Here is a 23,939-nt window from a genome sequence, read left to right as displayed (position 1 = left end):
CATAATGAATGGAGGAGCGATACACATGGATTGTGTTGGGTTGATTCAAATGACATCTGGCCCCAGCCCTGAATTGAACTTTGAGTACCTTGCTCAAGAAGTTGCAAAGTGCAAAGAGTTGGGGGCTAAGTGGGTTGTTTGCCCTGAAAACGCGTTAGTTTTTGGCAGTAAAGCCGACTATCACCAGTGTGCTGAGCCTTTTAATGATGGTCCACTGCAAAAGAAAATCTCTGAGCTAGCAAAGCTTCACAGAATTTGGATCGTCATTGGCAGTATGCCGATAAGCACAACTAACGGAGTGACGACCACCACCTTGGTGATTGATGATTTTGGTTGCCTCGTTGCTCATTACGACAAGCTACACATGTTTGATGTGGATGTCGCTGACGCCCATAAGTGCTATCGAGAGTCGGATATTTTCACTCCGGGCAACCAAGTTGTGACAGCGGAAACGCCTTTTGGTCGCTTAGGTTTGAGTATTTGTTATGATGTGCGCTTTCCACACTTGTATTCAGAGTTACGTAAGCAAGGGGCACAAATCATTGTGGTGCCTGCGGCTTTTACAGCGGTAACGGGTCAAGCGCACTGGGAAGTACTATTAAGATGCCGCGCGGTTGAAACACAGTCGTGGATTGTCGCGGTAGGTCAAGGCGGAAAACACCCTTGCCAAAGAGAAACATGGGGACACTCAATGGTGGTTGATCCATGGGGACGAGTGGTCGCACAGTTAGACCAAGATCCTAAAAGTATGGTGGTTGAGATAGACACATCCAGTTGCGAGTCCATTAGGCAAAATATGCCCATCGCGCAACACTCTCGATTTACCAATCAATTTTAATTACAAACAAGAGCCATCTATGAGCATTAATCAAATTGAAGAAGCGCTACTGAACCCGACAGGGCTTACGGAGCAAAATATCGCAGATACATTGGCGAGTATTGCTACCCGCCAAATTGATTATGCTGATATCTACTTTCAGTCAAGCTGGCACGAATCTTTAGTGCTAGAAGACAGCATTATTAAAGACGGCTCTTTCAATATCGATTGCGGTGTTGGCGTTCGTGCAGTATCTGGTGAAAAGACTGGTTTTGCTTACTCTGACCAAATCCAATTGGATGGTCTTAAGCAGAGCGCAATTGCGGCTCGTGGTATTGCTAAACAAGGTCAAAACGGCAAGGTTCAAGCGTTCAAACGCAACTCTAATCAAGCTTACTATGATGCAGTTAACCCGCTTGCGAGTTGGGAAAAACAGCAGAAAACAGAATTACTAAAATCATTAGATGCTTACATTCGCACTAAAGAGCCGATGGTGACTGAAGTATCGGTGAGTTTAAGTGGTGTGCATGAGCAGATGCTGGTTGCTGCGACTGATGGCACTTACGCTGGTGATATTCGTCCGCTGGTTCGCTTGTCTATTAGCGTACTTGCACAGAAGGGTGATCGTCGTGAGCGTGGTAGCGCTGGTGGTGGTGGCCGTTTTGGTTACGACTTCTTCTTAAGTGATGACAAAGGCACTCAAGTTGCTTACCAATTTGCGGATGAAGCGATTCGCCAAGCATTAGTTAACCTTGAAGCGGTTGCAGCGCCTGCTGGTGCCATGCCTGTGGTTCTTGGTTCTGGTTGGCCGGGCGTTCTGCTGCATGAAGCGGTAGGCCACGGTTTAGAAGGCGACTTCAACCGTAAAGAGTCGTCAGTATTCTCTGGAAAAGTTGGTGAGCAAGTAACTTCAAGCCTATGTACGATTGTCGATGACGGTACATTAACGGATCTACGCGGTTCATTGAACGTCGATGATGAAGGTGTTAACGGTCAGTACAATACGTTGATCGAAAACGGCATCCTAAAAGGTTACATGCAAGATAAGCTGAACGCTCGTCTAATGGGTGTAGCACCGACAGGTAATGGTCGTCGTGAGTCATACGCGCATCTTCCAATGCCACGTATGACGAATACATACATGCTACCGGGCGAACACACACCGGAAGAGATCATCGCGACGGTTGAGAAAGGTATCTACGCACCGAACTTCGGTGGCGGTCAGGTCGATATCACATCAGGTAAGTTCGTATTCTCAGCGTCTGAAGCGTACATGATTGAAAACGGTAAGATCACTCACCCAGTGAAAGGCGCGACGCTAATCGGTTCTGGTATCGAAGCGATGCAGCAGGTGTCTATGGTGGGTAACGACCTAAGCATCGACCGTGGTGTGGGTGTGTGTGGTAAGGCTGGTCAAAGTGTGCCAGTGGGTGTTGGTCAACCAACATTGAAACTAGACTCGCTAACCGTTGGTGGTACTGAGTAATTCAGACTAACCTCTGCCGACTTACTTCAAAATATTAAATTGAAAAGCGCCTCCAATGTGAGGCGCTTTTTGTTTTTAGATTACTGATTCAGTGAGCGTATAGAGTCACTACATGTTCTCTTCCGCAAACTCAGCTAGTCGGCTACGCACCACACCATTGAGGTGGATGTTGGCACTGCCTTCGAAGTTTTTAAAACGCTCAACCATGTAGGTTAAGCCTGAAGTCACAGGGGTTAGGTAAGAAGAATCTATCTGCGCTAAGTTACCTGAGCAGACGATCTTAGTACCTTCACCACAACGGGTGATGATGGTTTTTATCTGTGAAGCGGTGAGGTTCTGACACTCATCCAAAAGCACAAAGGCATTTTGAATCGAGCGGCCACGCATGAAGTTGATTGATTTGAACTGGATATTGGCTTTGTCACAGATGTACTTCATCGAGCCTTCTGTGCAGTGGTCGTTCTTGTGCAGCGCTTCCAGTGTATCGGTCACTGCGGCTAACCAAGGCAACATTTTCTCTTCCTCTGTACCCGGAAGGAAACCTATCGATTCACCAATATCAGGGGTGTTGCGGGTTACGATGATCTTATCGAATTGCTTACGTTCAATGGTTTGTTCAAGTGCAGCAGCCATAGCAAGCAGTGTCTTACCACTACCTGCGGCGCCAGTGAGAATCACAAGATCAATATCAGGGTCGAGCAGCGCATCAATCGCCATGCCTTGATAGACGTTCTTTGGTGTGATGTCCCATGCTCTGCGATTCATCAATCTTTCGCGGCTGAGGTCTCTCAGGGTTATGCTTTTCGGCTCAATCTCCTCGACTCGAGCGGCAAAGTCACTTTCTTCGTCAATCACATATTGGTTGAGGAAGGTTGGCTCGAACGGCGCTCTTGCTAAGGTGTGCAGCGTCTTGCCGCCTAAACTTCTGCTCTCGACATTATCGATACCATCCCAAAATGAGCCTTCCAGTTGTTGGAAGCCTTTGGTGAGGTATTGGATATCATCAATCAGTTGGTCAGTTTGATAGTCTTCAACAAAACGTACACCGGCGCCTTTTGCTCGTAAACGCATATTGATGTCTTTGGTGATGAGAACCACTTCGCGTGGTGCGCGTTTATTTTGAAGATAGAGGACAGCGTTGAGGATTCGGTTATCGCCCGCCTTGTCATCGGCAAAGGCTTTGATGCTTTCTTGAAGTTCGTAGTCAGCGAGTATTGAAATACTGCCAGATGCATTTATGTCTTTAGAAAAAGGGATGCCTTCCGATATTTGGTCTGGTGTGGCTTCCCTGAACAGGTCTTCGAGCGTTCGAATCGCAATTCTCGCATCTCGAGCAACGTCTCTTTTACTGTCTTTGATTCTGTCGAGTTCTTCTAGCACTGTCATGGGGATAACGACATCGTGCTCTTGGAAAGAAAATATAGCGAAGGGTTCGTGAAGTAGGATATTGGTGTCTAAAACAAATAGCTTCCGGTTGGTCTCGCCCATAGCATCTCCTTGCCGACGTGCGGCTTGCCTTGCATTCATTGAACGTAGATAAAGCTCATATAAAGATTAGTATCTGATTCTGGTGATAGTCAACTACTCACCTAAACTTCATCTAGAGGAACAGCACCATATCGTTACGAGTGAATATGGTGTATTCGTTTGAGAGCAGCAATCTGCTACCTATAGATTAACCATGAATTTTTGACAGTTTGATTGCACTGGCGAAAACAGAAAAAAAGCATGAAATCATCTCCTTTAGGCGTGACCTAAATCACAGCATCGAGTAAGATTAGCGACCTTTTTCTGCACCATTTTCTCGAGATATTTATTATTGAGAGCGCACTTAAAAAGTGGCTGCAAACTAGACATTTTTGGCTATATTTTTAGTTCAGGAGCGATAATGTTCTTGTTTAAAACTGCAGTTAAGAAGACCAAATTCCAACTATAAGATTGAGGTAGTCGATTCATGACATTTGCTTTGGGGCAACGCTGGATAAGCGATACGGAGAGCGATTTAGGTTTAGGTACCGTTGTAGCAATGGATGCTCGCACAGTGACACTAATGTTTGCAGCGTCAGAAGAAAACCGTGTTTATGCACGTACTGATGCTCCCGTAACCCGAGTAACGTTTAATGTAGGCGATGTCATCGAATGCCAAGAAGGTTGGTCTCTGTCTGTCGAAGAAGTTATCGAAGACAAAGGGCTGCTAACCTACTTAGGTACTCGCGAAGATACCCAAGAAACAGAAGTCACTCTGCGTGAAATCTTCTTAAGCAACCAGATCCGCTTTAACAAGCCACAAGATAAGCTATACGCAGGTCAAATCGACCGTATGGATAACTTTGTGTTGCGTTACCGTGCGCTAAGCAACCAGTACCAACAACACAAGAGCCCGATGCGTGGCTTGTGTGGTATGCGTGCTGGCTTGATCCCTCATCAGCTATACATCGCTCATGAAGTGGGTCGTCGTCACGCTCCGCGCGTTTTACTGGCTGATGAAGTGGGCCTAGGTAAAACCATCGAAGCGGGCATGATCATCCACCAACAGGTGCTGTCTGGCCGTGCTGAACGCATTCTGATTGTGGTTCCTGAAACTCTACAACACCAATGGTTAGTAGAGATGATGCGCCGTTTCAACCTGCATTTTTCTATCTTCGATGAGGAGCGTTGTATTGAAGCGTTTGCTGAATCAGACAACCCGTTTGATACCCAGCAGTACGTTCTGTGTTCTTTGGACTTCCTACGTAAGAGCCGTAAGCGCTACGAGCAAGCACTTGAAGGCGAGTGGGACTTGTTGGTTGTCGATGAAGCGCACCACCTTGAGTGGAGCCAAGACAAACCAAGCCGCGAATACCAAGTGGTTGAAGGCTTAGCGGAAAATACGTCTGGTGTGCTACTACTAACAGCAACGCCTGAACAACTAGGTCGTGAGAGTCACTTTGCACGTCTGCGTCTGCTTGATCCTGATCGCTTCTACGATTACGAAGCATTCGTTGAAGAAGAAGACCAATACGCACCGGTTGCTGATGCAGTAACGGCATTGTTCTCTGGAGTGAAGCTTGAAAACAGCGCGAAGAACCAGATTACGGAACTGCTTTCTGAGCAAGATGTTGAGCCTCTATTCCGCGTTATCGAAGGTGATAGCAGCGAAGAAGAGCAAGCGTTAGCTCGCCAAGAATTGATTGATAACCTTATGGATCGCCATGGTACTGGCCGTGTTCTTTTCAGAAACACACGTGCTGCAATCAAAGGCTTCCCTAAGCGTAATGTAAACCTACTGCCGATGGAGATTCCAACGCAGTACACAACCTCAATGCGTGTATCTGGCATGATCGGTGGCAAAATGGCTCCCGAAGCTCGTGCAATGAAGATGCTGTATCCAGAAGAGATCTTCCAAGAGTTTGAAGGTGAAGATTCAAGCTGGTGGCAGTTCGACTCACGCGTTAACTGGTTGATTGAAAAGATCCAAGACAAGCGCAGCGAGAAAATCCTAGTGATCGCCTCTCGTGCAAGTACGGCTCTTCAATTAGAGCAAGCACTGCGTGAGCGTGAAGGTGTGCGTGCAACCGTATTTCACGAAGGCATGTCGATTCTAGAGCGTGATAAAGCTGCGGCTTACTTTGCTCAAGAAGAGGGCGGCGCTCAGGTTCTTATCTGTAGTGAAATCGGCTCTGAAGGTCGTAACTTCCAGTTCGCTAACCAACTTGTGATGTTCGATCTTCCATTCAACCCAGACTTGCTTGAGCAACGTATTGGCCGTTTGGACCGTATCGGTCAGCTGCGTGATATCGACATTCATGTTCCTTACCTAAAAGGCACATCACAGGCGATCCTTGCGCGTTGGTTCGATGAAGGTCTGAATGCATTTGCGGAAACTTGTCCAACGGGTCGCACGGTTTACGATAAGTACTCAGATGTTCTTATCGAGATGCTGGCTTCTGGTAACACTGAGCAACTTGATGAAGTGATTGAAGAGTCTGCCAAGCTAAATCAAAGCCTGAAATCAGATCTAGAAAAAGGCCGTGATCGCCTATTAGAAATGCACTCAAACGGCGGCGACAAAGCGCATGAAATTGCAGAGAAGATTGCCTCGACTGACGGCGACACTAACCTAGTAACGTTTGCACTAAGCCTGTTCGATACGATTGGCTTGAACCAAGACGACAAGGGTGAGAATGCTCTGGTTGTAACGCCGTCTGAGCACATGATGGTGCCAAGCTACCCAGGCTTACCATACGAAGGCGCAACCATCACGTTTGATCGTGATACTGCGCTTTCTCGTGAAGACATGAACTTCATTAGCTGGGAACACCCAATGATTCAGGGCGGTATCGATCTGCTACTGAGTGAAGGTGTTGGTGCATCAGCGGTATCACTACTGAAAAACAAAGCGCTGCCAGTGGGTACTATCCTGCTTGAGCTGGTTTACCTTGTGGATGCGCAAGCGCCGAAACGCAGCGGTATCAGCCAGTTCTTGCCTAAGACGCCAATTCGTTTGATGATGGATGGCCGTGGTAATGACTTATCAGCTCAGGTTGAGTTCGACAACTTTAACCGTCAATTAAGCCCTGTAAACCGTCACTTAGCGAGCAAGCTAGTTAACTCGGTACAAGGTGAAATTCACAAGCTAATCGAAGCGGGTGAGACGCACGTACTTCCTAAAGTGGAAGAAGTGCGTGAACAAGCTCAACGAGATATGCAGACTAACCTGAACGGTGAATTAGAGCGTCTACAAGCGCTTAAAGCCGTGAATCCTAATATTCGTGATGAAGAGCTAGAGGTAATCGAAGCTCAAATCAATGAACTGACCGGTTACATCAGCAAAGCTCAGGTTCAGCTAGATTCATTACGCTTGATTGTGGTTTCTCACAACTAGTTTTGAATTAGCGAAATGCTTCAACGAAATAAGGCCTTCATTATGAAGGCCTTATTTGTATCTGTAGCTTAATTAACAATTCAAGTAGCTGGTTACATTAACCACTTCCACCAAACAAATACCGCTAGGAAACCAAATAGGTAAACAAGACCTGCTACAGACAACCATTTTAGTTTGCTGCCAATGGCTAGCGCTTCTGGAAGCTTAGCTTTGTTGACCAAGATGAAATTAAGCAGAGCGAAGAATGGCGTTGTTGCAAACGCGAGTACCATTGCGAAATCGAGCATAGGCATCAGTGCTGCGCTAAAGAACATCACAATCGCGAGTGCCGCGATAGAGACAATGATTATCCAGCCTTGCAGCATTCTTGGGCTTGAATCTTTTTTGAATAATAGACGTTGTGATTCAGCAAGCACGCGTGAGTAGCCATCGATAACGGTAATGGTGCTACCAAAGATACAGAAGAAAGCGATAAGAGCGATTAACGGGCGAGACCATTCACCAATTGTCGAAGCGTAGATGCCGACCAATTGATGAGTAAAGCCAACACCGGAGCGAGACAGTTCAACTCCCGAACCGTGAAGTACTAGCGCGCCTAACGCAACGAATACTAAAGCAAGCAGCGCCGTACCAATGTAGCCAACGTTAAAGTCGAACAGCGCTGATTGTGCGGTTACTTCCTGCTTCTCTTTTTGGCTTTTTAGCCACATAGAGGTGATGCTTGATATTTCGATAGGCGCAGGCATCCAACCCATGGTCACCACGATAAAACCAATAGCAGCCAATGACCAAGGCGACGGTGGAACAAAAGCAGTATCAGGTTCGACTGGAGAGCCGATAGCAATGGCGACTGCAGCTAAGGTTGTGATGGTTAAGATCGCCATGATCGCTTTAGATAGTGTATCTAGAGCACGATAATGGCCAGCAAACAGAATGATCAAACAGGTCGCTAAAACGATCATGCACAAGGTGCTAGTGGCTAAATCGAAAGGAACAAAGTAACTGAGTAGGCTTGCACTGAATAATAGCAGGGCAGCGGTATTCACGACCGCAGATATGGCACTCAAGATCGAAAAGATCACAAGGTATGGGCGGCCTAGGTTAGAGTAACCTTCCACCAAGCTTTGACCCGTTCCTAGCGTGTATTGGATGCCGGCTCTGAAGAATGGATATTTAAATACGTTAACGAGGATAATGAGAGCGGCAAGCTGCCAACCATAAATCGCACCCGCCTTGGTTGAGGCGACTAAGTGAGAACCACCTACAGCCGCTGCGGCCATCATAACGCCTGGGCCAAGAGACTTAATTAAACTTGATAGGGGAGCTGAGGTTGGTGTTTTTGTGTTGGTGGTTTTAACCGTACTGTCCATCGTTTTTCCTTTGATGTTGACTTCTTATTATCCGTTACCCTATCAATACCATGTTTTGTAAAGTCGTCAACTTTTATGTACGAAAATGTTGAAAGTTGTATTTATTTATAAACGAATCAACCGTAAATTATTTATTCACTAGCAATTAAGAGGCTCTAATGGCGTTAGAACAGTACACACCACCACGTGAACCGTGGACTGATATTGTCTATCAAGATGATGATATTCTTGTGGTTAACAAGCCAGCAGGCCTACTTTCGGTACCGGGGAGACTGCCAGAGCACTACGACAGTATGTGGAGTCGGTTGGTTGTGGATTTTCCGGAGATTCAGGTTGTGCATCGGTTGGATATGTCGACATCAGGCTTGATGTTGTTAGCTAAACATAAGCAGGCTGAGCGGCATTTGAAGAAGCAGTTCCAATATCGACTGACACATAAGCTCTATTACGCACGAGTGTGGGGGGCAGTAGAAGAAAAAGAAGGGCTTATTGATCTGCCACTCATCTGTGATTGGCCGAATCGCCCTAGGCAGAAAGTGTGTTTTGATGATGGCAAGCCATCAAAGACTCGTTATGTGGTAGAGCAAGAAGAGACTCAAACCACTTTGTTGAAGTTACTGCCGATTACCGGTCGCTCTCATCAGTTGCGTGTGCATTGTATGGAAATAGGGAACCCAATTGTTGGCGACGAGTTTTATGCAACGCCTGAAGCTTTTGAGTATAGCGATAGATTAGCTTTACATGCGTGTGAACTGAGCTTCTATCATCCGGAGAACAACCAACTGTTCAAAGCCTTTGTTCCTTGTGAATTTTACCCTCAAGCGTCACCACAAATTGAACAGCACTTTGAAATTGCGCCAGAGCTTCCAGACTACAGAAAGCTAAAAGCTTAGAATGGACTGATTCATAGATCTAACCAAGGAAGAAGAATGCCAACGCTGAATGTTGTGTTTCTCGATAGAGCGACTATCCCATCTCAAATTCATTTAAAGCCTCTGAGCTTTGAGCATGAATGGGTAGAGTATGATTTCACAGCTCCTGAGCAAGTATCAGAGCGAGTTGAAGAAGCTGATGTGGTGATCACTAACAAGGTAGTGCTCAATGAGTCGAATCTCGCTGGTGCGAAAAAACTCAAGTTGATCGCGGTTTCAGCGACCGGTGTCAATAATGTCGATGTGGAATACTGCAAATCTAAAAACATTGCAGTGACAAACGTACAAGGTTATGCGACTCAATCGGTTCCTGAACATGTCATCGCAATGCTGTTTGCACTTAAACGAAACCTTGTTGGTTATCACAAAGACATTGAGGCAGGTGAGTGGCAAAAGGACAAGCAGTTCTGCTTCTTTACTCATCCGATTCAAGATGTGGCTGGCAGCACACTGGGGTTGATGGGGAGTGGCAGCTTAGGTCAAGCCACCGCAATGTTAGCCAAAGCGATTGGTATGAAGGTGATGTTTGCCGAGCGAAAAGGAGCAGAGTCTTGTCGAGAAGGGTATCTACCTTTTGATACGGTATTGAAGCAAGCGGATGCGATCAGTCTACATTGCCCATTGACTGACGCGACCCAAAATCTGATTTCAGAGCGAGAACTCACAATGATGAAATCGAGCGCGGTATTAATTAATGCCGGGCGCGGAGGTCTAGTAGATGAACAAGCCCTAGTTGAGGCTTTGAAAAAACATGAGATTGCAGGCGCAGGTATGGATGTGTTTATACAAGAGCCAGCCGACAACTCAAATCCACTATTGGCTAATAGCCACTTACCGAACTTATTACTCACTCCACATGTGGCGTGGGGCAGCGACAGCTCGATTCAAAAACTGTCTGATATCTTAATGGATAATATTGAAGGCTTTATTGCGGGTAGCCCGCAAAACATAGTGAATTGACTCTAAAGCTATGTAGCATGAATTAAAACAAAAAAGGTTGGCCTGTAGGCCAACCTTTTTAGATTGTGTGTCGATTAAATGACTTAACCTTGCGGTTTAACCACCAATACATTGATTGGTGAGTTCTGTACTACTTTGCTTGCAACCGAGCCAAGTACCACTTTGTCGATTTTTGAACGCTTATGGCTAGGCATCACGATAAGGTCGGCGCCAAGCTTTTCTGCGTAATCAAGAATCGTCGCGTAGGTTTTACCCTCAGCAACATGAACTTTGTAAACCACTTCATCGTCGATGTGTTTGTCGGCAAACTCTTTCAGCTGATTTTTAACATCAAGCTTCATTTGGTTCGCTGCATCTTTCGGGAAGTAAGACGCCACCATCGACATGTGAATGCCTGGTAGTACGTTCAGAATGTGGATTTCAGCATTGCTGTGTTTTGCGTGCCATACCGCCAGTTCGACTGCCTTATCAGAAAAGCCTTTGTCATTAAGATCAACAGGAACAAGGATTTGTTTATACATGTATTCGTCTCTTTTTAATCAGCGCTAAGCTTTCACTTAGCACTGTAATTATCCTTTCCATGTAATAAAGCCAAATAGCGCTAAGCACTACTCAGCCTTATCCATTACGCGCTAATCTCATCCTTACGAGCACGTCTTCTTTGGTTCATCGCTAAACCAATCAAAATGATCAGAGCTGGTAAGAATACCCACTCTTTCATTGGTCGATCTGCATCTTGGATAACGGATTTGATTTCCCAATCGAAATCAATACCAGCCGCTTCTGCTGGGCTACCGAACTCAACCATATCAACAATCATCTTGCCTTCTGATTCAGTCAGCATTAGACCCATAGAGGCAATACGATCTTCACTTGAGGTCGCAGAATCTTCAAACGGCAGGCGAACTGTCTTTTCAGAATAGTCACCTTCTAAGTTTTCGCCACCCACTCTAAGTTCAAGTGATTGTCCCACATCCAGCTTTTCCGTGATTTGAGCAATCTCAACTCCAGGTGAAAGAACTTTCTCTGGGTAAATCATGTCCCACCAGAAGCCAGGGCGGAAGAAAGTGAAGGTTAATGCAATAAGCAGCACCGTTTCCCACCACTTGTTCTTCGTGAACCACCAACCTTGTGTTGCAGCTGCGAAGATAAGTACCGCAGTCACAGATGAGAAGATAGTCAGTGCTAAGTGCCACCAAGAATCAATGCCCATCAGTAGTAGTTGAGTATTGAAGATGAACATGAAAGGTAGAATTGCGGTACGGATATCATAGGTGAAGCCTTGGATACCAGTACGAATCGGATCTGATTTCGCAATTGCCGCTGCTGCAAACGCCGCGAGACCTACCGGAGGTGTATCATCCGCAAGAATACCGAAGTAGAACACGAATAAGTGCACCGCAATCAGTGGGATAATAAGACCGTGCGCAGCGCCCAGAGTAACGATTACCGGCGCCATCAGCGTTGATACAACGATGTAGTTTGCTGTGGTTGGTAAGCCCATACCTAAGATCAAGCTGATTACTGCAGTGAATAGCAACATAAGAATGATGCTACCGCCTGAGATAAACTCAACGAAGTCCGTCATTACTAGACCGATACCCGTTAGCGTCACCACACCTACAACAGTCCCAGCAGCCGCTGTCGCGACACCGATACCGATCATGTTACGCGCGCCTGAAACTAAGCTCTCTGCTAGGTCAACGAAACCAGCTTTGGTTTGCTCTGCAAGATCGTCTGATTTGTTCATCAGAGTCATCAAAGGACGCTGGGTGATCAAGATGAAGATCATGAACACTGTGGCCCAGAAGGCAGATAAACCAGGTGAGAAACGTTCAACCGTCAGACACCAAACTAGCACTACGATAGGCAGTAGGAAGTGTAAACCTGATTTAATCGTTGGGCCTGGATCTGGAACTTCCTTTAGATCCGCATCGATCTCCATGCCGCCTTCAGCTGCGTATTTTGCTGATACGCGAACCAGAGCAACATAAGCGATTAATAGCGCCACAGTAACGATTGGTGTTGCTGCTTCGCCAAATACATCTTTCGTCCAACCCACACCGTAGTAAACCGCGGCACTGATAACACATAGACCTAAAATGGTACCGGTGAAAGACAGTAGGCTTTGTACGATGGTTGGCGTGTGACGACGAGGTAGGCCAGTCATACCCGCTTTACATGCTTCTAGGTGAACAATGTAAATCAAAGCGATATAAGAGATCAGAGCTGGCAATAGCGCCGCCTTGATTACTTCTACATACGAGATGCCCACATACTCAACCATCAAGAATGCCGCAGCACCCATGATAGGTGGTGTAAGCTGACCGTTGGTTGAAGCTGCTACTTCTACTGCACCTGCTTTTGTGCCCGGGAAACCAACACGCTTCATTAGCGGGATAGTAAAGGTACCTGTGGTAACAACGTTTGCAATCGAAGAACCTGATACCAGACCAGATAAACCAGACGCCACAACGGCTGCTTTCGCTGGGCCGCCTTTCATGTGACCAAGCAGAGAGAATGCAACCTTGATGAAGTAAGCACCAGCACCCGCGCGCTCTAGCATTGCACCAAACAGTACAAACAAGAATACGAATGACGTTGATACGCCAAGCGCTACACCGAATACCCCCTCAGTTGTTAGCCACAGGTGCGACATTGCCTTGTTCAGGCTCGCACCTTTGTGGGCAATAACGTCTGGCATGTGAGGGCCACCAAAGGTGTAAAGTAGGAATACTGCCGCCACAACCATAAGAGGTGGACCTAAAGCGCGTCGTGTTGCTTCAAGCAGTAGAACCATACCGAACACCGCTGCAACAATATCAAATGTTGTGGGAGCACCAGAACGACCGGCAAGTTCAGTGTAGAAAATATAGATATAAGAAGCTGAAAAACTACCTACAAGCGCTAATACCCAGTCGACTGCCGGGATATAGTCCCGCGGCGAGTTCTTCATTGCTGGATAAGCGGTAAATGCTAGGAAAATAGCAAAGGTAAGGTGAATTGCTCGAGCTTCAGTGTCGTTTAAAATTCCGAAGTTAAAAATGAACGGCAGCGGAGATGCATACCAAAGTTGGAACAGTGACCAACATAGAGGCACAAACCATAAAATACGGCCTTGGATACCGCGAGGGCTACGCGCACCAGTGTCTGATTGTGCCACCATTTCTTGCACATCTGGAGACGGTGATGTTGTCTGCGTCATGTACTTTATCCTTATTATTGATGGTCTGCCTTTCTTACGAACAACGAGACGTTATTTCTTTCCTATCTAGTGTAGTGAATGGATAGGGAAATGCGTTTTTTGCTCGTCTTTGTCTTAGGCTTGATACGAAGGTAAGTCCGCCAAATTGGAGAAACTTAAAGGGCTGTTCTTTTCACTTAAATTATTTTTATAAAACGTGAAAAGCCAATAAGGAGGGCTAGCCTCCTTATTGGTGTAGTAGGCTTAAAGTAGAGTTACTTTAGAAGGCCCACTTCTTTGTAGTATTTTGCTGCGCCTGGGTGAAGAGGGATAGAGATACCCGCTTTAACCATGTCTTCTTTTTTCAGGTTAGCAAATGCTGGGTGTAGGCGTTTGAAAGTGTCAAAGTTTTCAAATACTGCCTTAGCAACGTTGTATGCAACTTCTTCAGAAACGTCTGAAGTTGTTACCATAGTAGCTGCAACACCGAAGCTGTTTACGTCAGCGTCAGTACCGCGGTACATACCAGCAGGAACTGTGCTGTAAGCGTAGTATGGGTTTTCAGCTACGATCTTGTCGATCTGTGGACCTGTTGCTGAAACCAGTTTTGCATCACAAGACGTTGTTGCTTCTTTGATTGATCCGTTCGGGTGACCAACCATGTAGATGAATGCATCAATCTTGTTATCACAAAGTGCTTGTGAACGCTCAGAACCTTTAAGTTCAGAAGCAAGCTTGAAGCTGTCGTTAGTCCAGCCCATAGCGTCCATTACAACACCCATAGTTGCACGGTCACCAGAACCTGGGTTACCAATGTTTACACGCTTACCTGCTAGGTCAGACACATTGTTGATGCCAGCATCAGTACGAGCGATGATGTTGAACGGTTCTGTATGTAGCGAGAACATAGCGCGAAGTTTCTTGTATTCGCCCTGATCTTTGAACTTACTTGTACCGTTGTAGCCGTGGTATTGCCAGTCCGATTGAACAACACCGAAATCTAGTTCACCAGCACGGATGGTGTTAACGTTGTAGATTGAACCACCAGTAGATTCTACAGAACAACGAATGTTGTGGTCTTTGCGGCCCTTGTTCACTAGTTTACAAATCGCACCACCAGTTGGGTAGTAAACACCCGTCACTGAACCAGTACCAATCGTGATGAACTCTTGAGCGTTAACAGCGCCAGCGCCCATTACAGCAGCTGCAATAGCACCAACTTTAATAAGTTTGGTAAATGCCATGAATTTCCCTTCCTTTATTCATTATTAACCCTGAAACAAGTGTAGTTGCTTCAGGAGTTTCCTATTTGGAAACGGCACCTTTTTCAATCCATGTGATGAAAAAGTGGCTGAATAATATCAAAAATTGGCAGAAAATTACTCGAATGTTAAAAGATATAGCTGAAAAATCTAACAAATGATGTCTGGATCTCGTGTTTGATTTGCTACTGAGTTTTTTAAAATCAATGGTTTAGTGTGATTTTGGAAGGGAGGTATGGATATTCTAGGATGTGATTTGGATCACGAAGCAAATAGATACTCGTGATCCAACAGTAAGGTTGATAATTATGAAACAGAGATCAATTATCCTGCGTATTCAAACAGTTCGCACACTGAATCAAACAGTTGCTTAGTGGTAACCGATAACGTTGGGGTAATGAAGATAGTATCATCACCTGCGACTACGCCCAGTATGCCTTCCGACTTACCTAGTGAGTCTAATAAACGCGCAATCAGCTGAGCCGCACCAGGACCTGTGTGTATCACCACCAATGCATTGTTGTGGTCAATATCTAGTACTAATTCTCTTAGAGAGCTAGAAACGGTCGGAACACCAAGCTCAGCAGGAAGACAGTAAACCATCTCCATTTTTGCGTTACGAGTTCGAACGGCACCAAACTTGGTTAACATACGCGAGACTTTAGACTGGTTGATGCTTTCAAAACCTTCGTGTTTTAGGGCATCCACAATTTCGCCTTGTGAGCCAAAACGTTCTTCTTTTAGTAAGGCTTTAAATGCACGAACTAAGTTGTCTTGCTTTTCTGTATTGCGCATATGTCATTCTTATTCATTAACAAAGATGTTTGCATATTCTCGCATACATATTCAATTTTAGCCAAAACATCCCTGTAATTTGTTAGTCATATCACTGTAAATATTTAATGGAATAATGTGTTATTTGCGACGACTTATTTTGTTATTTCAGTCGATTATCGCCATAATGCGAACTTGCTGTGTAGCACGGTTTTATTGACTTGCGCGAAGTCGCAAAGCTAGCGTTAATTGATTGTAATCACTTTGTGATTAATATAGTTTTTTAACTTAGATTTAGCTCAAGAATTACCCTACAAAGAATCTATAAGAGAAAGCTCTCAAGGAGAATAACAATGAAAGTAGCTGTTATTGGTGCCGCTGGTGGCATCGGTCAAGCCCTAGCCCTACTACTTAAGAACCGCCTACCTGCTGGTTCAGATCTTGCACTTTACGACATCGCTCCGGTAACACCGGGTGTTGCTGCCGATCTTAGCCATATCCCAACGCCTGTTTCGATCAAAGGTTACGCGGGTGAAGATCCAACACCAGCACTAGAAGGTGCGGATGTTGTACTTATTTCAGCAGGTGTTGCTCGTAAGCCTGGTATGGATCGTGCGGATCTTTTCAATGTGAACGCTGGCATTGTTAAGTCTCTTGCAGAGAAAATCGCAGTTACTTGTCCTACTGCTTGTGTTGGTATCATTACTAACCCAGTAAACACAACAGTGCCAATCGCTGCTGAAGTACTTAAGAAAGCGGGCGTTTACGACAAGCGTCGCCTATTCGGTATTACGACTCTTGATGTGATTCGTTCTGAAACGTTCGTTGCTGAACTAAAAGACAAAGATCCAGGCGACATCCGTGTTCCTGTTATCGGTGGTCACTCAGGCGTAACGATTCTTCCTCTACTTTCTCAAGTTGAAGGCGTAGAGTTCACTGATGAAGAAATTGCAGCGCTAACGACTCGCATCCAAAATGCAGGTACGGAAGTAGTAGAAGCTAAAGCTGGCGGCGGCAGTGCGACACTGTCTATGGGTCAAGCGGCTTGTCGTTTCGGTCTTGCACTAGTTAAAGCACTTCAAGGTGAAGAAAACGTGATTGAATGTGCATACGTTGAAGGTGAAGGCGAGCACGCTCCATTCTTCGCACAGCCAGTTAAACTAGGCAAAGAGGGCGCTGAAGCGATCCTTAGCTACGGTGAACTGAGCGACTTCGAACGTAACGCTTTAGATAGCATGCTTGAAACGCTAAATGGCGACATCGAGATTGGTGTTGAATTCGCTAAATAAGCAAAACGCTATTTAACTCAGACTTAAGCTAATTAATAAGGGCCGGTCATTATGATCGGCTTTTTTGATCCTGAAGTTCAAGCTACTCGTATTTAGCTTTACAATTAATGTGAAGGTAAATGTTATGGCTACTGTTCAGAAGGGTATGAATGTCGAATATTTGGGGCACTTAGGAAAAGTATTGGTAATTGATGAGCAAGAGCAGTACGCGCTAGTAGAGACTTACAACGGGCATGAGCAGTACGCGGTGCCAATGGAAGAGCTTGAAGAGATTGAAGCACAACTGCCGTTATCATTAGAAGCCAGTCGATATTGAATTTGGCTCACCTACAAATATTTGTTGAAAACCAAAAAAAAGAGCCCTGAGGCTCTTTTTGTTATTTATATAGAAGCTAGAAGCGAGTTGTCTATTAACCTGCTTACTTACTGCGTTTAACAGCTAAGTGTGCGAGCGTGGTTAGCGCTTGCTTATATTCTGAGTCAGGAAGTACAGAAAGCTCAGCGATGGCTTTATCGGCCTCTTCGTAGGCTTTATTTGTTGTGTACTCTAAAGAGCCTGTCTCTTTCATTACAGCCATAATATCGTCAAGACGTTCCATGCCGTTCGCTTTCTCAATCGCTTCACGAATCATGCTTGCTTGTTCAGGAGAGCCATTATGCATTGCGTAAAGTAGAGGCAGTGTTGGTTTGCCTTCGGCTAGATCGTCACCAACGTTTTTACCCATCTCTTTACCATCTGCAGTGTAATCCATCACATCGTCAATCAGTTGGAAAGCGGTGCCTAGGTATTTACCATAGTTCTGCATTGCTGTTTCGATCTCTGGTGATGACTCAGTAAGAATCGCACCGATTTGGGTCGCAGCTTCGAACAAACGAGCAGTCTTAGAGTAGATCACCTGCATGTAGCTTTCTTCTGTGGTGTCTGGGTTATTGCAGTTCATTAATTGTTGAACTTCACCCTCGGCAATCACGTTTACCGCTTCACTCATTAGCTCAAGGATCTTTAAAGATCCTAGCGTTGTCATCATTTGGAATGAGCGTGTGTAGATAAAGTCACCCACCAAAACGCTAGCGGCATTACCAAAAGCGGCATTGGCCGTCGCTTTACCGCGTCTCATGTCCGATTCATCGACAACATCGTCGTGAAGCAGGGTTGCGGTGTGAATAAACTCGATAAAGGCTGCAGAGGTGATATGAGCTTCACCTTGATAACCAAGTGCGCGAGCAGATAAAAGAGCAAGCAAAGGGCGTAGGCGTTTGCCACCACCGCTAACGATATAAAAACCAAGCTGGTTGATTAAACTTACGTCAGAATTAAGTTGGGCTTGAATTGTTTCATTCACTTTTGCCATATCATTGGCAGTAAGCGTTTGGATAGCTTTAAAATCCATTGTTCATCCGGCTGAAGTTAGACCCTGTAAGGCTTATACGTTGTATTTAATTGTTGAATAATACACTAAAAAACGTTGATTAATACATCGCTAAAGGGCATGATTGCCGCACTTTTCTTTGGCGAACAGGTTTTCGCCAATTTTTTAAAAATATGGCTTGTCATAGCGCCATGATTCCCGTAGAATCTGCGCCCTATTGATTAGTTTAGCGCACACCCGAGTTGTACAATTAACAACCATAGGCTGTGCGGAAAAAGCGGAGTAAAATATGTACGCTGTTTTCCAATCTGGTGGCAAACAACACCGAGTAAGCGAAGGTCAAACACTTCGTTTAGAGAAATTAGACGTTGAAACTGGTGCAACTGTTGAATTTGATAAAGTTCTTCTTGTTGCTAACGGCGAAGAAATCGCTGTTGGTGCACCTCTTGTTGAAGGTGGCAAGGTTACTGCAGAAGTAGTACAACACGGTCGTGGCGATAAAGTAAAAATCGTTAAGTTCCGTCGTCGTAAGCACTCGCGTAAGCAAGCTGGTCACCGTCAGTGGTTCACTGAAGTGAAAATCACTGGCATTAACGCTTAAGTATTAGGAGAGTTTAACAATGGCACATAAAAAAGCTGGCGGTTCTACTAATAACGGCCGCGATTCAGAAAGCAAACGTCTTGGTGTTAAGCGTTTTGGTGGTGAATCTGTTCTTGCAGGTAACATCATCGTTCGTCAACGTGGTACTAAGTTCCACGCTGGCACAAACGTTGGCATCGGTAAAGACCACACTCTTTTCGCTCTTACTGAAGGTAAAGTGAAATTTGCTGTTAAAGGTCCTAAAAACCGTAAGTTTGTAAGCATCGAAGCTGAGTAATTTAATCTTTAACTAGATTATTTTATTAGCTTTCAAGCTGAATTCAAAAGCCCTGCCGATTCGGCAGGGTTTTTTATTTATAGCAAGAATAAAAAAGCAGACGCTCTTGTTTTGGTTTTGAGAAGCCGTTTTATTTTTTGATAAACAGATTAGTTTTTAAGAAGCCGTTTGTTTTTAAGAAATAAGAAGCAAAGAACCTCTCCTTATTTGTTCCTTGGTTGCAGGTCGGCCTAGATCTTAGGTGATCGATCTAAACACGGATCTGCTAGAATTTATATCACTCCTTGATGAGTGGTAACGCAACGTAAGTGCGGAGTTAAAAAATGAAATTCGTTGATGAAGCGGTAGTAAAAATAGAAGCCGGTGATGGCGGTAATGGTACAGTTAGCTTTTGGCGCGAAAAATTCGTCGCTAAAGGTGGTCCTGATGGCGGCGACGGTGGTGACGGCGGTGATGTTTACATCCAAGCGGATGAGAACTTAAACACACTGATCGATTACCGTTTCCAACGTTTTTACAATGCAGAGCGTGGCGAGAATGGTCGCGGCGGTAACTGTACTGGTAAACGTGGTAAAGACATTACGCTGAAAGTACCAGTTGGTACGCGTGCAGTTGATATCCACACCAACGAAATCGTTGCTGAAGTTGCTGAACACGGCAAGAAAGTAATGGTTGGTAAAGGTGGTTGGCACGGTCTTGGTAACACGCGTTTTAAATCGTCTGTTAACCGCGCTCCTCGTCAAAAGACAATGGGTACTAAAGGCGAAGTTCGTGAACTGCGTTTAGAGCTTCTTCTATTAGCTGACGTTGGTATGCTTGGCCTACCAAACGCAGGTAAATCTACTTTTATTCGTGCAGTATCTGCTGCGAAACCAAAAGTGGCTGATTACCCGTTCACTACTTTGATCCCAAGCTTGGGTGTGGTAAGTGTTGTCCCTGAAAAGAGCTTCGTTGTTGCCGATATCCCAGGTCTAATCGAAGGCGCTGCTGATGGCGCTGGCCTTGGTATTCGCTTCCTTAAGCACCTTGAGCGTTGTCGTGTTCTGCTGCATATGATCGACATTATGCCGATCGATCAATCCGATCCTATTCAGAATGCACTAACGATCATCGATGAGCTTGAGCAATACAGTGAAAAAGTTTCACAGAAACCTCGTTGGTTAGTGTTCAACAAAGTTGACCTAATGCCAGAAGACGAAGCAGACGAAAAGATTCAAGAAATCATCGATGCTTTGGGTTGGGAAGGCGAGTACTTCAAGATCTCTGCTGTGAATAAAATCGGCACCAAAGATCTTTGCTTCAAACTTGGTGAGTTTATGGAAAACCTACCTCGCGAAGTTGTAGAAGTTGAAGAAGAAGAAAAAGTAGACTTTATGTGGGATGACTACCATAAAGATGCGATGAGCGGTAAGAATGTCGTTACTGAAGATGACGACGATTGGGACGATTGGGATGACGAAGAGGATGACGGCCATGTTATCTATGTTCGTGACTAATCCTCTTAGTTTCTCATAACGCATCGGTCGCTTCTTACAAGTACACTGATAGTTTTATTAAACCGCAATGAAAATTGCGGTTTTTTTGTATCTAAATCATGACGTCTTACTGTTTTTTATGCAAAATTTATCTTTAGATAATTAACGCCTATGGGAAGGAAATCATGGCATCAAAGCAAAGAGCGATCTCAAGACTCGTCGCTCAATCAGGACAAATGTTATTGGCGCACGGGGCAGAGAGCACACTGGTCGGCGATATCATGCGTCGCATCGGTATTGCTTGTGGGGTGAATGAGGTTGAAGTCGCACTGTCAGCCAATGCGCTTGTTGTAACTACCGTAATGGATGATCACTGTATTACCACTACTCGAAGTTGTGCTGATCGTGGCATTAACATGCAGGTTATCACCGACATTCAACGCATTTGCATCATGATGGAGAAGGGAATTCTCGATTATGATTTGGCGTATAAAAAGATTCAAAACATCAGCCCCGAGCGCTACAACCGTTGGTTAGTGGTTGTGATGATAGGGTTGTCGTGCGCCTCTTTTAGCCACCTTGCGGGCGGAGACTGGCAAGTCTTCATGATGACTTTTATTGCTTCAGCTTGCGGTATGATCGTCAGGCAAGAGATTGGGCACCGCCATTTCAATCCGCTATTAAACTTTGCTATCACAGCATTCGTTACCACGACCATTTCAGCTCAAGCCGTACTTTACAATATTGGCGGCCAACCCACGATCGTGATGGCTTCATCTGTATTAATGTTAGTACCTGGTTTTCCTCTGATTAACTCCGTCGCTGATATGCTTAAAGGCCATATTAATATGGGGTTAGCGCGCTTTACCATGGCCAGCTTATTAACTCTGGCGACGTGCTTGGGCATTGTCGCGGCGATGAGTCTATCAGATGTTTGGGGGTGGGCAAGCTAATGAGTATTTTCGAACTGTTTTTAGGTCTGCTCAACGATATGTTTTTCGCCGCTATTCCTGCGGTTGGGTTTGCATTGGTGTTTAACGTTCCGCAACGTGCTTTAATTTATTGTGCACTCGGTGGTTCTATCGGTCATGGTAGCCGGTATCTGATGATGCACTTTGGTATTCCAATCGAATGGGCGACGTTCTTCGCCGCAACCGTGGTTGGTATGATAGGGGTTCATTGGTCACATAAACTGTTAGCACATCCGAAGGTGTTTACGGTTGCAGCTCTAATTCCTATGGTGCCAGGTGTGTTCGCCTTCAAGGCGATGATTGCGATGGTGGAGATTAACAGGGCAGGCTACACGCCTGAGTTGTTGGCAATGTTGATGGAGAACTTTTTAAAATCGATGTTCATTATCGCAGGGTTGGCGGTTGGCTTAGCTGTGCCAGGGCTGTTATTCTATCGCCGTAGACCTATCGTTTAGCGTTAATTTTCTTTTTAGGGACAGGACTTTCGATTTATGATCATCAGCATGATAGCGGCAATGGCAAACAACCGTATAATTGGTAAAGACAATCAGATGCCTTGGCATTTACCTGCGGATTTTGCATGGTTTAAACGCTCGACTATGGGTAAACCAGTCGTGATGGGACGTAAGACCTACGATTCTATTGGACGCCCTTTGCCGGGTCGGTTGAATGTCGTAATCAGCCGTGATGAGAGTTTAAAGATTGAAGGTGTAACGACGGTAACTTCTATTGAACAGGCTCTAGAGCTACTCAGTGATGTTGAAGAGGTGATGATCATTGGTGGCGGCTCTATTTATGAGAGCTGCTTACCTAAAGCGGACAAGTTGTATCTGACTTACATCGATTTCGCCGTCGATGGAGATACACAATTTCCTGACTGGGGTGAAGGTTGGAAGCAGAGCTTTAACGAGAGCTATCAAGCTGACGAGAAAAACAAACACAACATGGAGTTTGTGATTCTCGAGCGTTAACTGTGGTTATCAATAGCTAGTCTCTGAAAAATGCTTGCGTTACCCTACCAAGGTAGCGCAAGTTTCTCGTATCTTTATAGCGCTTTCTGAGTGAAAAACTGTTTATCTTCCCAGCGAAGAATTGTCAATTCACCTCCCCAGACGCATCCAGTATCAAGTCCAATTACGTCTTTTCCGTTATAGCCTTCAAGCGCAGCCCAGTGTCCAAAAACAACGGTTTTATCGAGCTTTATGCGTTGCGGAAGGTCAAACCATGGCACTAATGGTTCATCGGTAATCTCATTCGGTGGTAGCTTACATGCCATGTCGAGACGGCCATCTTCAAAACAGAAACGCATTCTTGTCAGGCTATTGATCGCATAGCGATAGCGCTCAATATCATGTAAATCCTGATGCCATAAATCAGGCGCGTTACTGTACATGTTTTCGATTAGCCATTGCCATTTATCGGACTTTAACAAGGATACGATCTCTCGATTTTCAACACGTGCTCTTTCTAGATTCCACTGCGGTGAGATACCCGCATGGCACATCACGAACTCTGGGTGTTCTTGAAGCAAAGGCTGTTGTCTTAACCATTCGATTAGCAGTTCACGATCTTCAGCATCAAGAATCGCTTGAGTCTTATCTTTTGGTTTCGCTGGAAATAGTCCTAAGGACACCGCCAGAAGATGTAAGTCGTGGTTGCCTAATACAACCTTAGCTGCGTCACCAAGGTTACGAATAAAGCGTAACGTCTCCAATGATTTAGGGCCTCGAGCAACTAAGTCTCCGGCGACCCATAAAGTATCTTGGTGTTTATCAAAGTTAATTTTTTCAAGTAGTCCTTGAAGTTCGTCGAAGCACCCTTGGATGTCTCCGACAATGTAATTCGACACAATAATTTCCTGTAGATACGGATGTACGGCTAATTAAGAATATTAGGGATTGCGAGTCTGAATGGGTCAACTTCGGCAATAAAATCGATGCCCTTGTTATCGGTCATCACATAGTGACCTTGCATGACACCCACGGGTGTTTCGATAACAGTACCACTGGTGTAAGTGTATTCGTCATTGGACTCGATAATCGGTTGCTGACCAACCACGCCATCGCCTTCAATCGTCAGTTGCTTACCGTTAGAGTCGGTAATTAACCAACGACGTGATATGAGTTGAACCGTACTTTTACTCAGGTTTTTGATAGTAATGATGTAGGCGAAGACATAACGGTTCTTCGTTGGCTCAGATTGTTCTTCTATGTACTTAGAGTGAACTTGGCATTTGATACAAGGCGTAGATATATCCATATTCGCACCTTTTGTTGTTGATATACTTAATGTAATTAAAGTATTACA

22 protein-coding genes are annotated in these 23,939 nt (G+C 45.1%); 13 read left to right on the top strand and 9 right to left on the bottom strand.

Translation table 11 applies throughout. From position 1 onward, the window contains the following. Nucleotides 1-25: 25 nt before the first annotated feature. The gene (locus F0229_RS05000) at nucleotides 26-838 is read left to right on the top strand and encodes a carbon-nitrogen hydrolase family protein (RefSeq protein WP_017061365.1); all 813 of its coding nucleotides are present in this window, start codon (nucleotides 26-28) and stop codon (nucleotides 836-838) included. 19 nt (nucleotides 839-857) lie between these two features. Next, the gene (tldD, locus tag F0229_RS04995) at nucleotides 858-2,303 is read left to right on the top strand and encodes a metalloprotease TldD (RefSeq protein WP_017061366.1); all 1,446 of its coding nucleotides are present in this window, start codon (nucleotides 858-860) and stop codon (nucleotides 2,301-2,303) included. A 108-nt stretch (nucleotides 2,304-2,411) separates the two neighbouring features. Here tldD and F0229_RS04990 read toward each other — a convergent pair whose 3' ends face one another. Next, nucleotides 2,412-3,791: a PhoH family protein gene (locus F0229_RS04990; protein WP_171732383.1), complete on the bottom strand. Its 1,380-nt coding sequence runs from the start codon at nucleotides 3,789-3,791 to the stop codon at nucleotides 2,412-2,414. 466 nt (nucleotides 3,792-4,257) lie between these two features. Between F0229_RS04990 and rapA the strand changes: the two genes are divergently transcribed. Further along, entirely contained in the window at nucleotides 4,258-7,167 is a 2,910-nt protein-coding gene (rapA, locus tag F0229_RS04985) for an RNA polymerase-associated protein RapA (protein WP_171732382.1), read from the top strand. A gap of 92 nt (nucleotides 7,168-7,259) precedes the next feature. On the opposite strand, the gene F0229_RS04980 is transcribed toward rapA, so the two are convergent. Continuing rightward, the gene (locus tag F0229_RS04980; RefSeq protein WP_171732381.1) at nucleotides 7,260-8,537 is read right to left on the bottom strand and encodes an NRAMP family divalent metal transporter; all 1,278 of its coding nucleotides are present in this window, start codon (nucleotides 8,535-8,537) and stop codon (nucleotides 7,260-7,262) included. A 158-nt stretch (nucleotides 8,538-8,695) separates the two neighbouring features. Here F0229_RS04980 and F0229_RS04975 point away from each other — a divergent pair, with 158 nt between their 5' ends. Together F0229_RS04975 and F0229_RS04970 are read left to right on the top strand one after the other, a co-directional pair. Then, nucleotides 8,696-9,430, top strand: coding sequence for a pseudouridine synthase (locus tag F0229_RS04975; protein ID WP_108020404.1), 735 nt, complete (start codon nucleotides 8,696-8,698; stop codon nucleotides 9,428-9,430). 36 nt (nucleotides 9,431-9,466) lie between these two features. Further along, nucleotides 9,467-10,429 carry a D-2-hydroxyacid dehydrogenase gene (locus tag F0229_RS04970; RefSeq protein WP_171732380.1) on the top strand — a complete coding sequence of 321 codons (963 nt, stop codon included), beginning with the start codon at nucleotides 9,467-9,469 and terminating at the stop codon, nucleotides 10,427-10,429. An 83-nt stretch (nucleotides 10,430-10,512) separates the two neighbouring features. Here the strand turns inward: F0229_RS04970 and F0229_RS04965 are convergent, their stop codons facing one another. The 4 genes from F0229_RS04965 to argR all read right to left on the bottom strand — a co-directional run bounded on the left by F0229_RS04965 (nucleotide 10,513) and on the right by argR (nucleotide 15,670). Next, complete coding sequence (locus tag F0229_RS04965; protein WP_004740830.1) at nucleotides 10,513-10,950, bottom strand: universal stress protein; 438 nt, start codon at nucleotides 10,948-10,950, stop codon at nucleotides 10,513-10,515. Nucleotides 10,951-11,054: 104 nt separating this feature from the next. Then, a complete protein-coding gene (locus F0229_RS04960; protein ID WP_171732379.1) occupies nucleotides 11,055-13,634 on the bottom strand; it encodes a TRAP transporter permease in 2,580 nt (859 codons plus the stop codon). A 254-nt stretch (nucleotides 13,635-13,888) separates the two neighbouring features. Beyond that, the gene (locus F0229_RS04955; RefSeq protein ID WP_017061374.1) at nucleotides 13,889-14,857 is read right to left on the bottom strand and encodes a TAXI family TRAP transporter solute-binding subunit; all 969 of its coding nucleotides are present in this window, start codon (nucleotides 14,855-14,857) and stop codon (nucleotides 13,889-13,891) included. Nucleotides 14,858-15,199: 342 nt separating this feature from the next. Next, nucleotides 15,200-15,670 carry a transcriptional regulator ArgR gene (argR, locus tag F0229_RS04950; RefSeq protein ID WP_004740827.1) on the bottom strand — a complete coding sequence of 157 codons (471 nt, stop codon included), beginning with the start codon at nucleotides 15,668-15,670 and terminating at the stop codon, nucleotides 15,200-15,202. Between the two features lie 332 nt (nucleotides 15,671-16,002). On the opposite strand from argR, the gene mdh reads away from it, so the two are divergent. Together mdh and F0229_RS04940 are read left to right on the top strand one after the other, a co-directional pair. Beyond that, on the top strand, nucleotides 16,003-16,938 hold the full coding sequence (mdh, locus tag F0229_RS04945) for a malate dehydrogenase (RefSeq protein ID WP_009847834.1): 936 nt from the start codon (nucleotides 16,003-16,005) through the stop codon (nucleotides 16,936-16,938). 124 nt (nucleotides 16,939-17,062) lie between these two features. Further along, the gene (locus tag F0229_RS04940; protein ID WP_017061375.1) at nucleotides 17,063-17,254 is read left to right on the top strand and encodes a hypothetical protein; all 192 of its coding nucleotides are present in this window, start codon (nucleotides 17,063-17,065) and stop codon (nucleotides 17,252-17,254) included. Between the two features lie 103 nt (nucleotides 17,255-17,357). On the opposite strand, the gene ispB is transcribed toward F0229_RS04940, so the two are convergent. Beyond that, nucleotides 17,358-18,329, bottom strand: coding sequence for an octaprenyl diphosphate synthase (gene ispB / locus F0229_RS04935; protein WP_017061376.1), 972 nt, complete (start codon nucleotides 18,327-18,329; stop codon nucleotides 17,358-17,360). A 268-nt stretch (nucleotides 18,330-18,597) separates the two neighbouring features. On the opposite strand from ispB, the gene rplU reads away from it, so the two are divergent. The 6 genes from rplU (at nucleotide 18,598) to folA (ending at nucleotide 22,603) form a co-directional block, all read left to right on the top strand. Then, nucleotides 18,598-18,909: a 50S ribosomal protein L21 gene (gene rplU / locus F0229_RS04930; protein WP_004740823.1), complete on the top strand. Its 312-nt coding sequence runs from the start codon at nucleotides 18,598-18,600 to the stop codon at nucleotides 18,907-18,909. Between the two features lie 19 nt (nucleotides 18,910-18,928). Then, nucleotides 18,929-19,186, top strand: coding sequence for a 50S ribosomal protein L27 (gene rpmA, locus F0229_RS04925; RefSeq protein WP_004735905.1), 258 nt, complete (start codon nucleotides 18,929-18,931; stop codon nucleotides 19,184-19,186). Between the two features lie 323 nt (nucleotides 19,187-19,509). Further along, complete coding sequence (gene cgtA / locus F0229_RS04920) at nucleotides 19,510-20,682, top strand: Obg family GTPase CgtA (RefSeq protein ID WP_171732378.1); 1,173 nt, start codon at nucleotides 19,510-19,512, stop codon at nucleotides 20,680-20,682. Nucleotides 20,683-20,846: 164 nt separating this feature from the next. Then, complete coding sequence (locus tag F0229_RS04915) at nucleotides 20,847-21,614, top strand: threonine/serine exporter ThrE family protein (RefSeq protein WP_171732377.1); 768 nt, start codon at nucleotides 20,847-20,849, stop codon at nucleotides 21,612-21,614. Then, nucleotides 21,614-22,087 (top strand): threonine/serine exporter family protein, encoded by a 474-nt coding sequence (locus F0229_RS04910; protein WP_017062945.1) that lies wholly within the window; start codon nucleotides 21,614-21,616, stop codon nucleotides 22,085-22,087. Before F0229_RS04915 ends, F0229_RS04910 begins: the two co-directional genes overlap by 1 nt. A gap of 36 nt (nucleotides 22,088-22,123) precedes the next feature. Then, on the top strand, nucleotides 22,124-22,603 hold the full coding sequence (gene folA / locus F0229_RS04905; RefSeq protein ID WP_017062944.1) for a type 3 dihydrofolate reductase: 480 nt from the start codon (nucleotides 22,124-22,126) through the stop codon (nucleotides 22,601-22,603). A gap of 74 nt (nucleotides 22,604-22,677) precedes the next feature. Here folA and F0229_RS04900 read toward each other — a convergent pair whose 3' ends face one another. Both F0229_RS04900 and apaG read right to left on the bottom strand, forming a co-directional pair. Further along, nucleotides 22,678-23,481 carry a symmetrical bis(5'-nucleosyl)-tetraphosphatase gene (locus F0229_RS04900; protein WP_017062943.1) on the bottom strand — a complete coding sequence of 268 codons (804 nt, stop codon included), beginning with the start codon at nucleotides 23,479-23,481 and terminating at the stop codon, nucleotides 22,678-22,680. 29 nt (nucleotides 23,482-23,510) lie between these two features. Next, entirely contained in the window at nucleotides 23,511-23,891 is a 381-nt protein-coding gene (gene apaG, locus F0229_RS04895) for a Co2+/Mg2+ efflux protein ApaG (RefSeq protein WP_171732376.1), read from the bottom strand. Nucleotides 23,892-23,939: the final 48 nt, after the last annotated feature.

Source organism: Vibrio sp. AIC-3, from assembly GCF_013114515.1.
In the GTDB taxonomy this organism is placed as follows: domain Bacteria; phylum Pseudomonadota; class Gammaproteobacteria; order Enterobacterales; family Vibrionaceae; genus Vibrio; species Vibrio crassostreae_C.
This window is presented reverse-complemented; position numbering and strand designations above follow the sequence as displayed.

What these genes read in the sequence shown, in the direction of transcription:
- F0229_RS04990 (WP_171732383.1), bottom strand. Translation starts at nt 3,791, where the DNA reads ATGGGCGAGACCAACCGGAAGCTATTTGTTTTAGACACCAATATCCTA.
- rapA (WP_171732382.1), top strand. Translation starts at nt 4,258, where the DNA reads ATGACATTTGCTTTGGGGCAACGCTGGATAAGCGATACGGAGAGCGAT.
- F0229_RS04960 (WP_171732379.1), bottom strand. Translation starts at nt 13,634, where the DNA reads ATGACGCAGACAACATCACCGTCTCCAGATGTGCAAGAAATGGTGGCA.
- F0229_RS04910 (WP_017062945.1), top strand. Translation starts at nt 21,614, where the DNA reads ATGAGTATTTTCGAACTGTTTTTAGGTCTGCTCAACGATATGTTTTTC.
- rplU (WP_004740823.1), top strand. Translation starts at nt 18,598, where the DNA reads ATGTACGCTGTTTTCCAATCTGGTGGCAAACAACACCGAGTAAGCGAA.
- F0229_RS04940 (WP_017061375.1), top strand. Translation starts at nt 17,063, where the DNA reads ATGGCTACTGTTCAGAAGGGTATGAATGTCGAATATTTGGGGCACTTA.
- F0229_RS04975 (WP_108020404.1), top strand. Translation starts at nt 8,696, where the DNA reads ATGGCGTTAGAACAGTACACACCACCACGTGAACCGTGGACTGATATT.
- folA (WP_017062944.1), top strand. Translation starts at nt 22,124, where the DNA reads ATGATCATCAGCATGATAGCGGCAATGGCAAACAACCGTATAATTGGT.
- F0229_RS04980 (WP_171732381.1), bottom strand. Translation starts at nt 8,537, where the DNA reads ATGGACAGTACGGTTAAAACCACCAACACAAAAACACCAACCTCAGCT.
- F0229_RS04970 (WP_171732380.1), top strand. Translation starts at nt 9,467, where the DNA reads ATGCCAACGCTGAATGTTGTGTTTCTCGATAGAGCGACTATCCCATCT.
- F0229_RS04955 (WP_017061374.1), bottom strand. Translation starts at nt 14,857, where the DNA reads ATGGCATTTACCAAACTTATTAAAGTTGGTGCTATTGCAGCTGCTGTA.
- F0229_RS04965 (WP_004740830.1), bottom strand. Translation starts at nt 10,950, where the DNA reads ATGTATAAACAAATCCTTGTTCCTGTTGATCTTAATGACAAAGGCTTT.
- F0229_RS05000 (WP_017061365.1), top strand. Translation starts at nt 26, where the DNA reads ATGGATTGTGTTGGGTTGATTCAAATGACATCTGGCCCCAGCCCTGAA.
- mdh (WP_009847834.1), top strand. Translation starts at nt 16,003, where the DNA reads ATGAAAGTAGCTGTTATTGGTGCCGCTGGTGGCATCGGTCAAGCCCTA.
- F0229_RS04915 (WP_171732377.1), top strand. Translation starts at nt 20,847, where the DNA reads ATGGCATCAAAGCAAAGAGCGATCTCAAGACTCGTCGCTCAATCAGGA.
- tldD (WP_017061366.1), top strand. Translation starts at nt 858, where the DNA reads ATGAGCATTAATCAAATTGAAGAAGCGCTACTGAACCCGACAGGGCTT.
- ispB (WP_017061376.1), bottom strand. Translation starts at nt 18,329, where the DNA reads ATGGATTTTAAAGCTATCCAAACGCTTACTGCCAATGATATGGCAAAA.
- cgtA (WP_171732378.1), top strand. Translation starts at nt 19,510, where the DNA reads ATGAAATTCGTTGATGAAGCGGTAGTAAAAATAGAAGCCGGTGATGGC.
- argR (WP_004740827.1), bottom strand. Translation starts at nt 15,670, where the DNA reads ATGCGCAATACAGAAAAGCAAGACAACTTAGTTCGTGCATTTAAAGCC.
- apaG (WP_171732376.1), bottom strand. Translation starts at nt 23,891, where the DNA reads ATGGATATATCTACGCCTTGTATCAAATGCCAAGTTCACTCTAAGTAC.
- rpmA (WP_004735905.1), top strand. Translation starts at nt 18,929, where the DNA reads ATGGCACATAAAAAAGCTGGCGGTTCTACTAATAACGGCCGCGATTCA.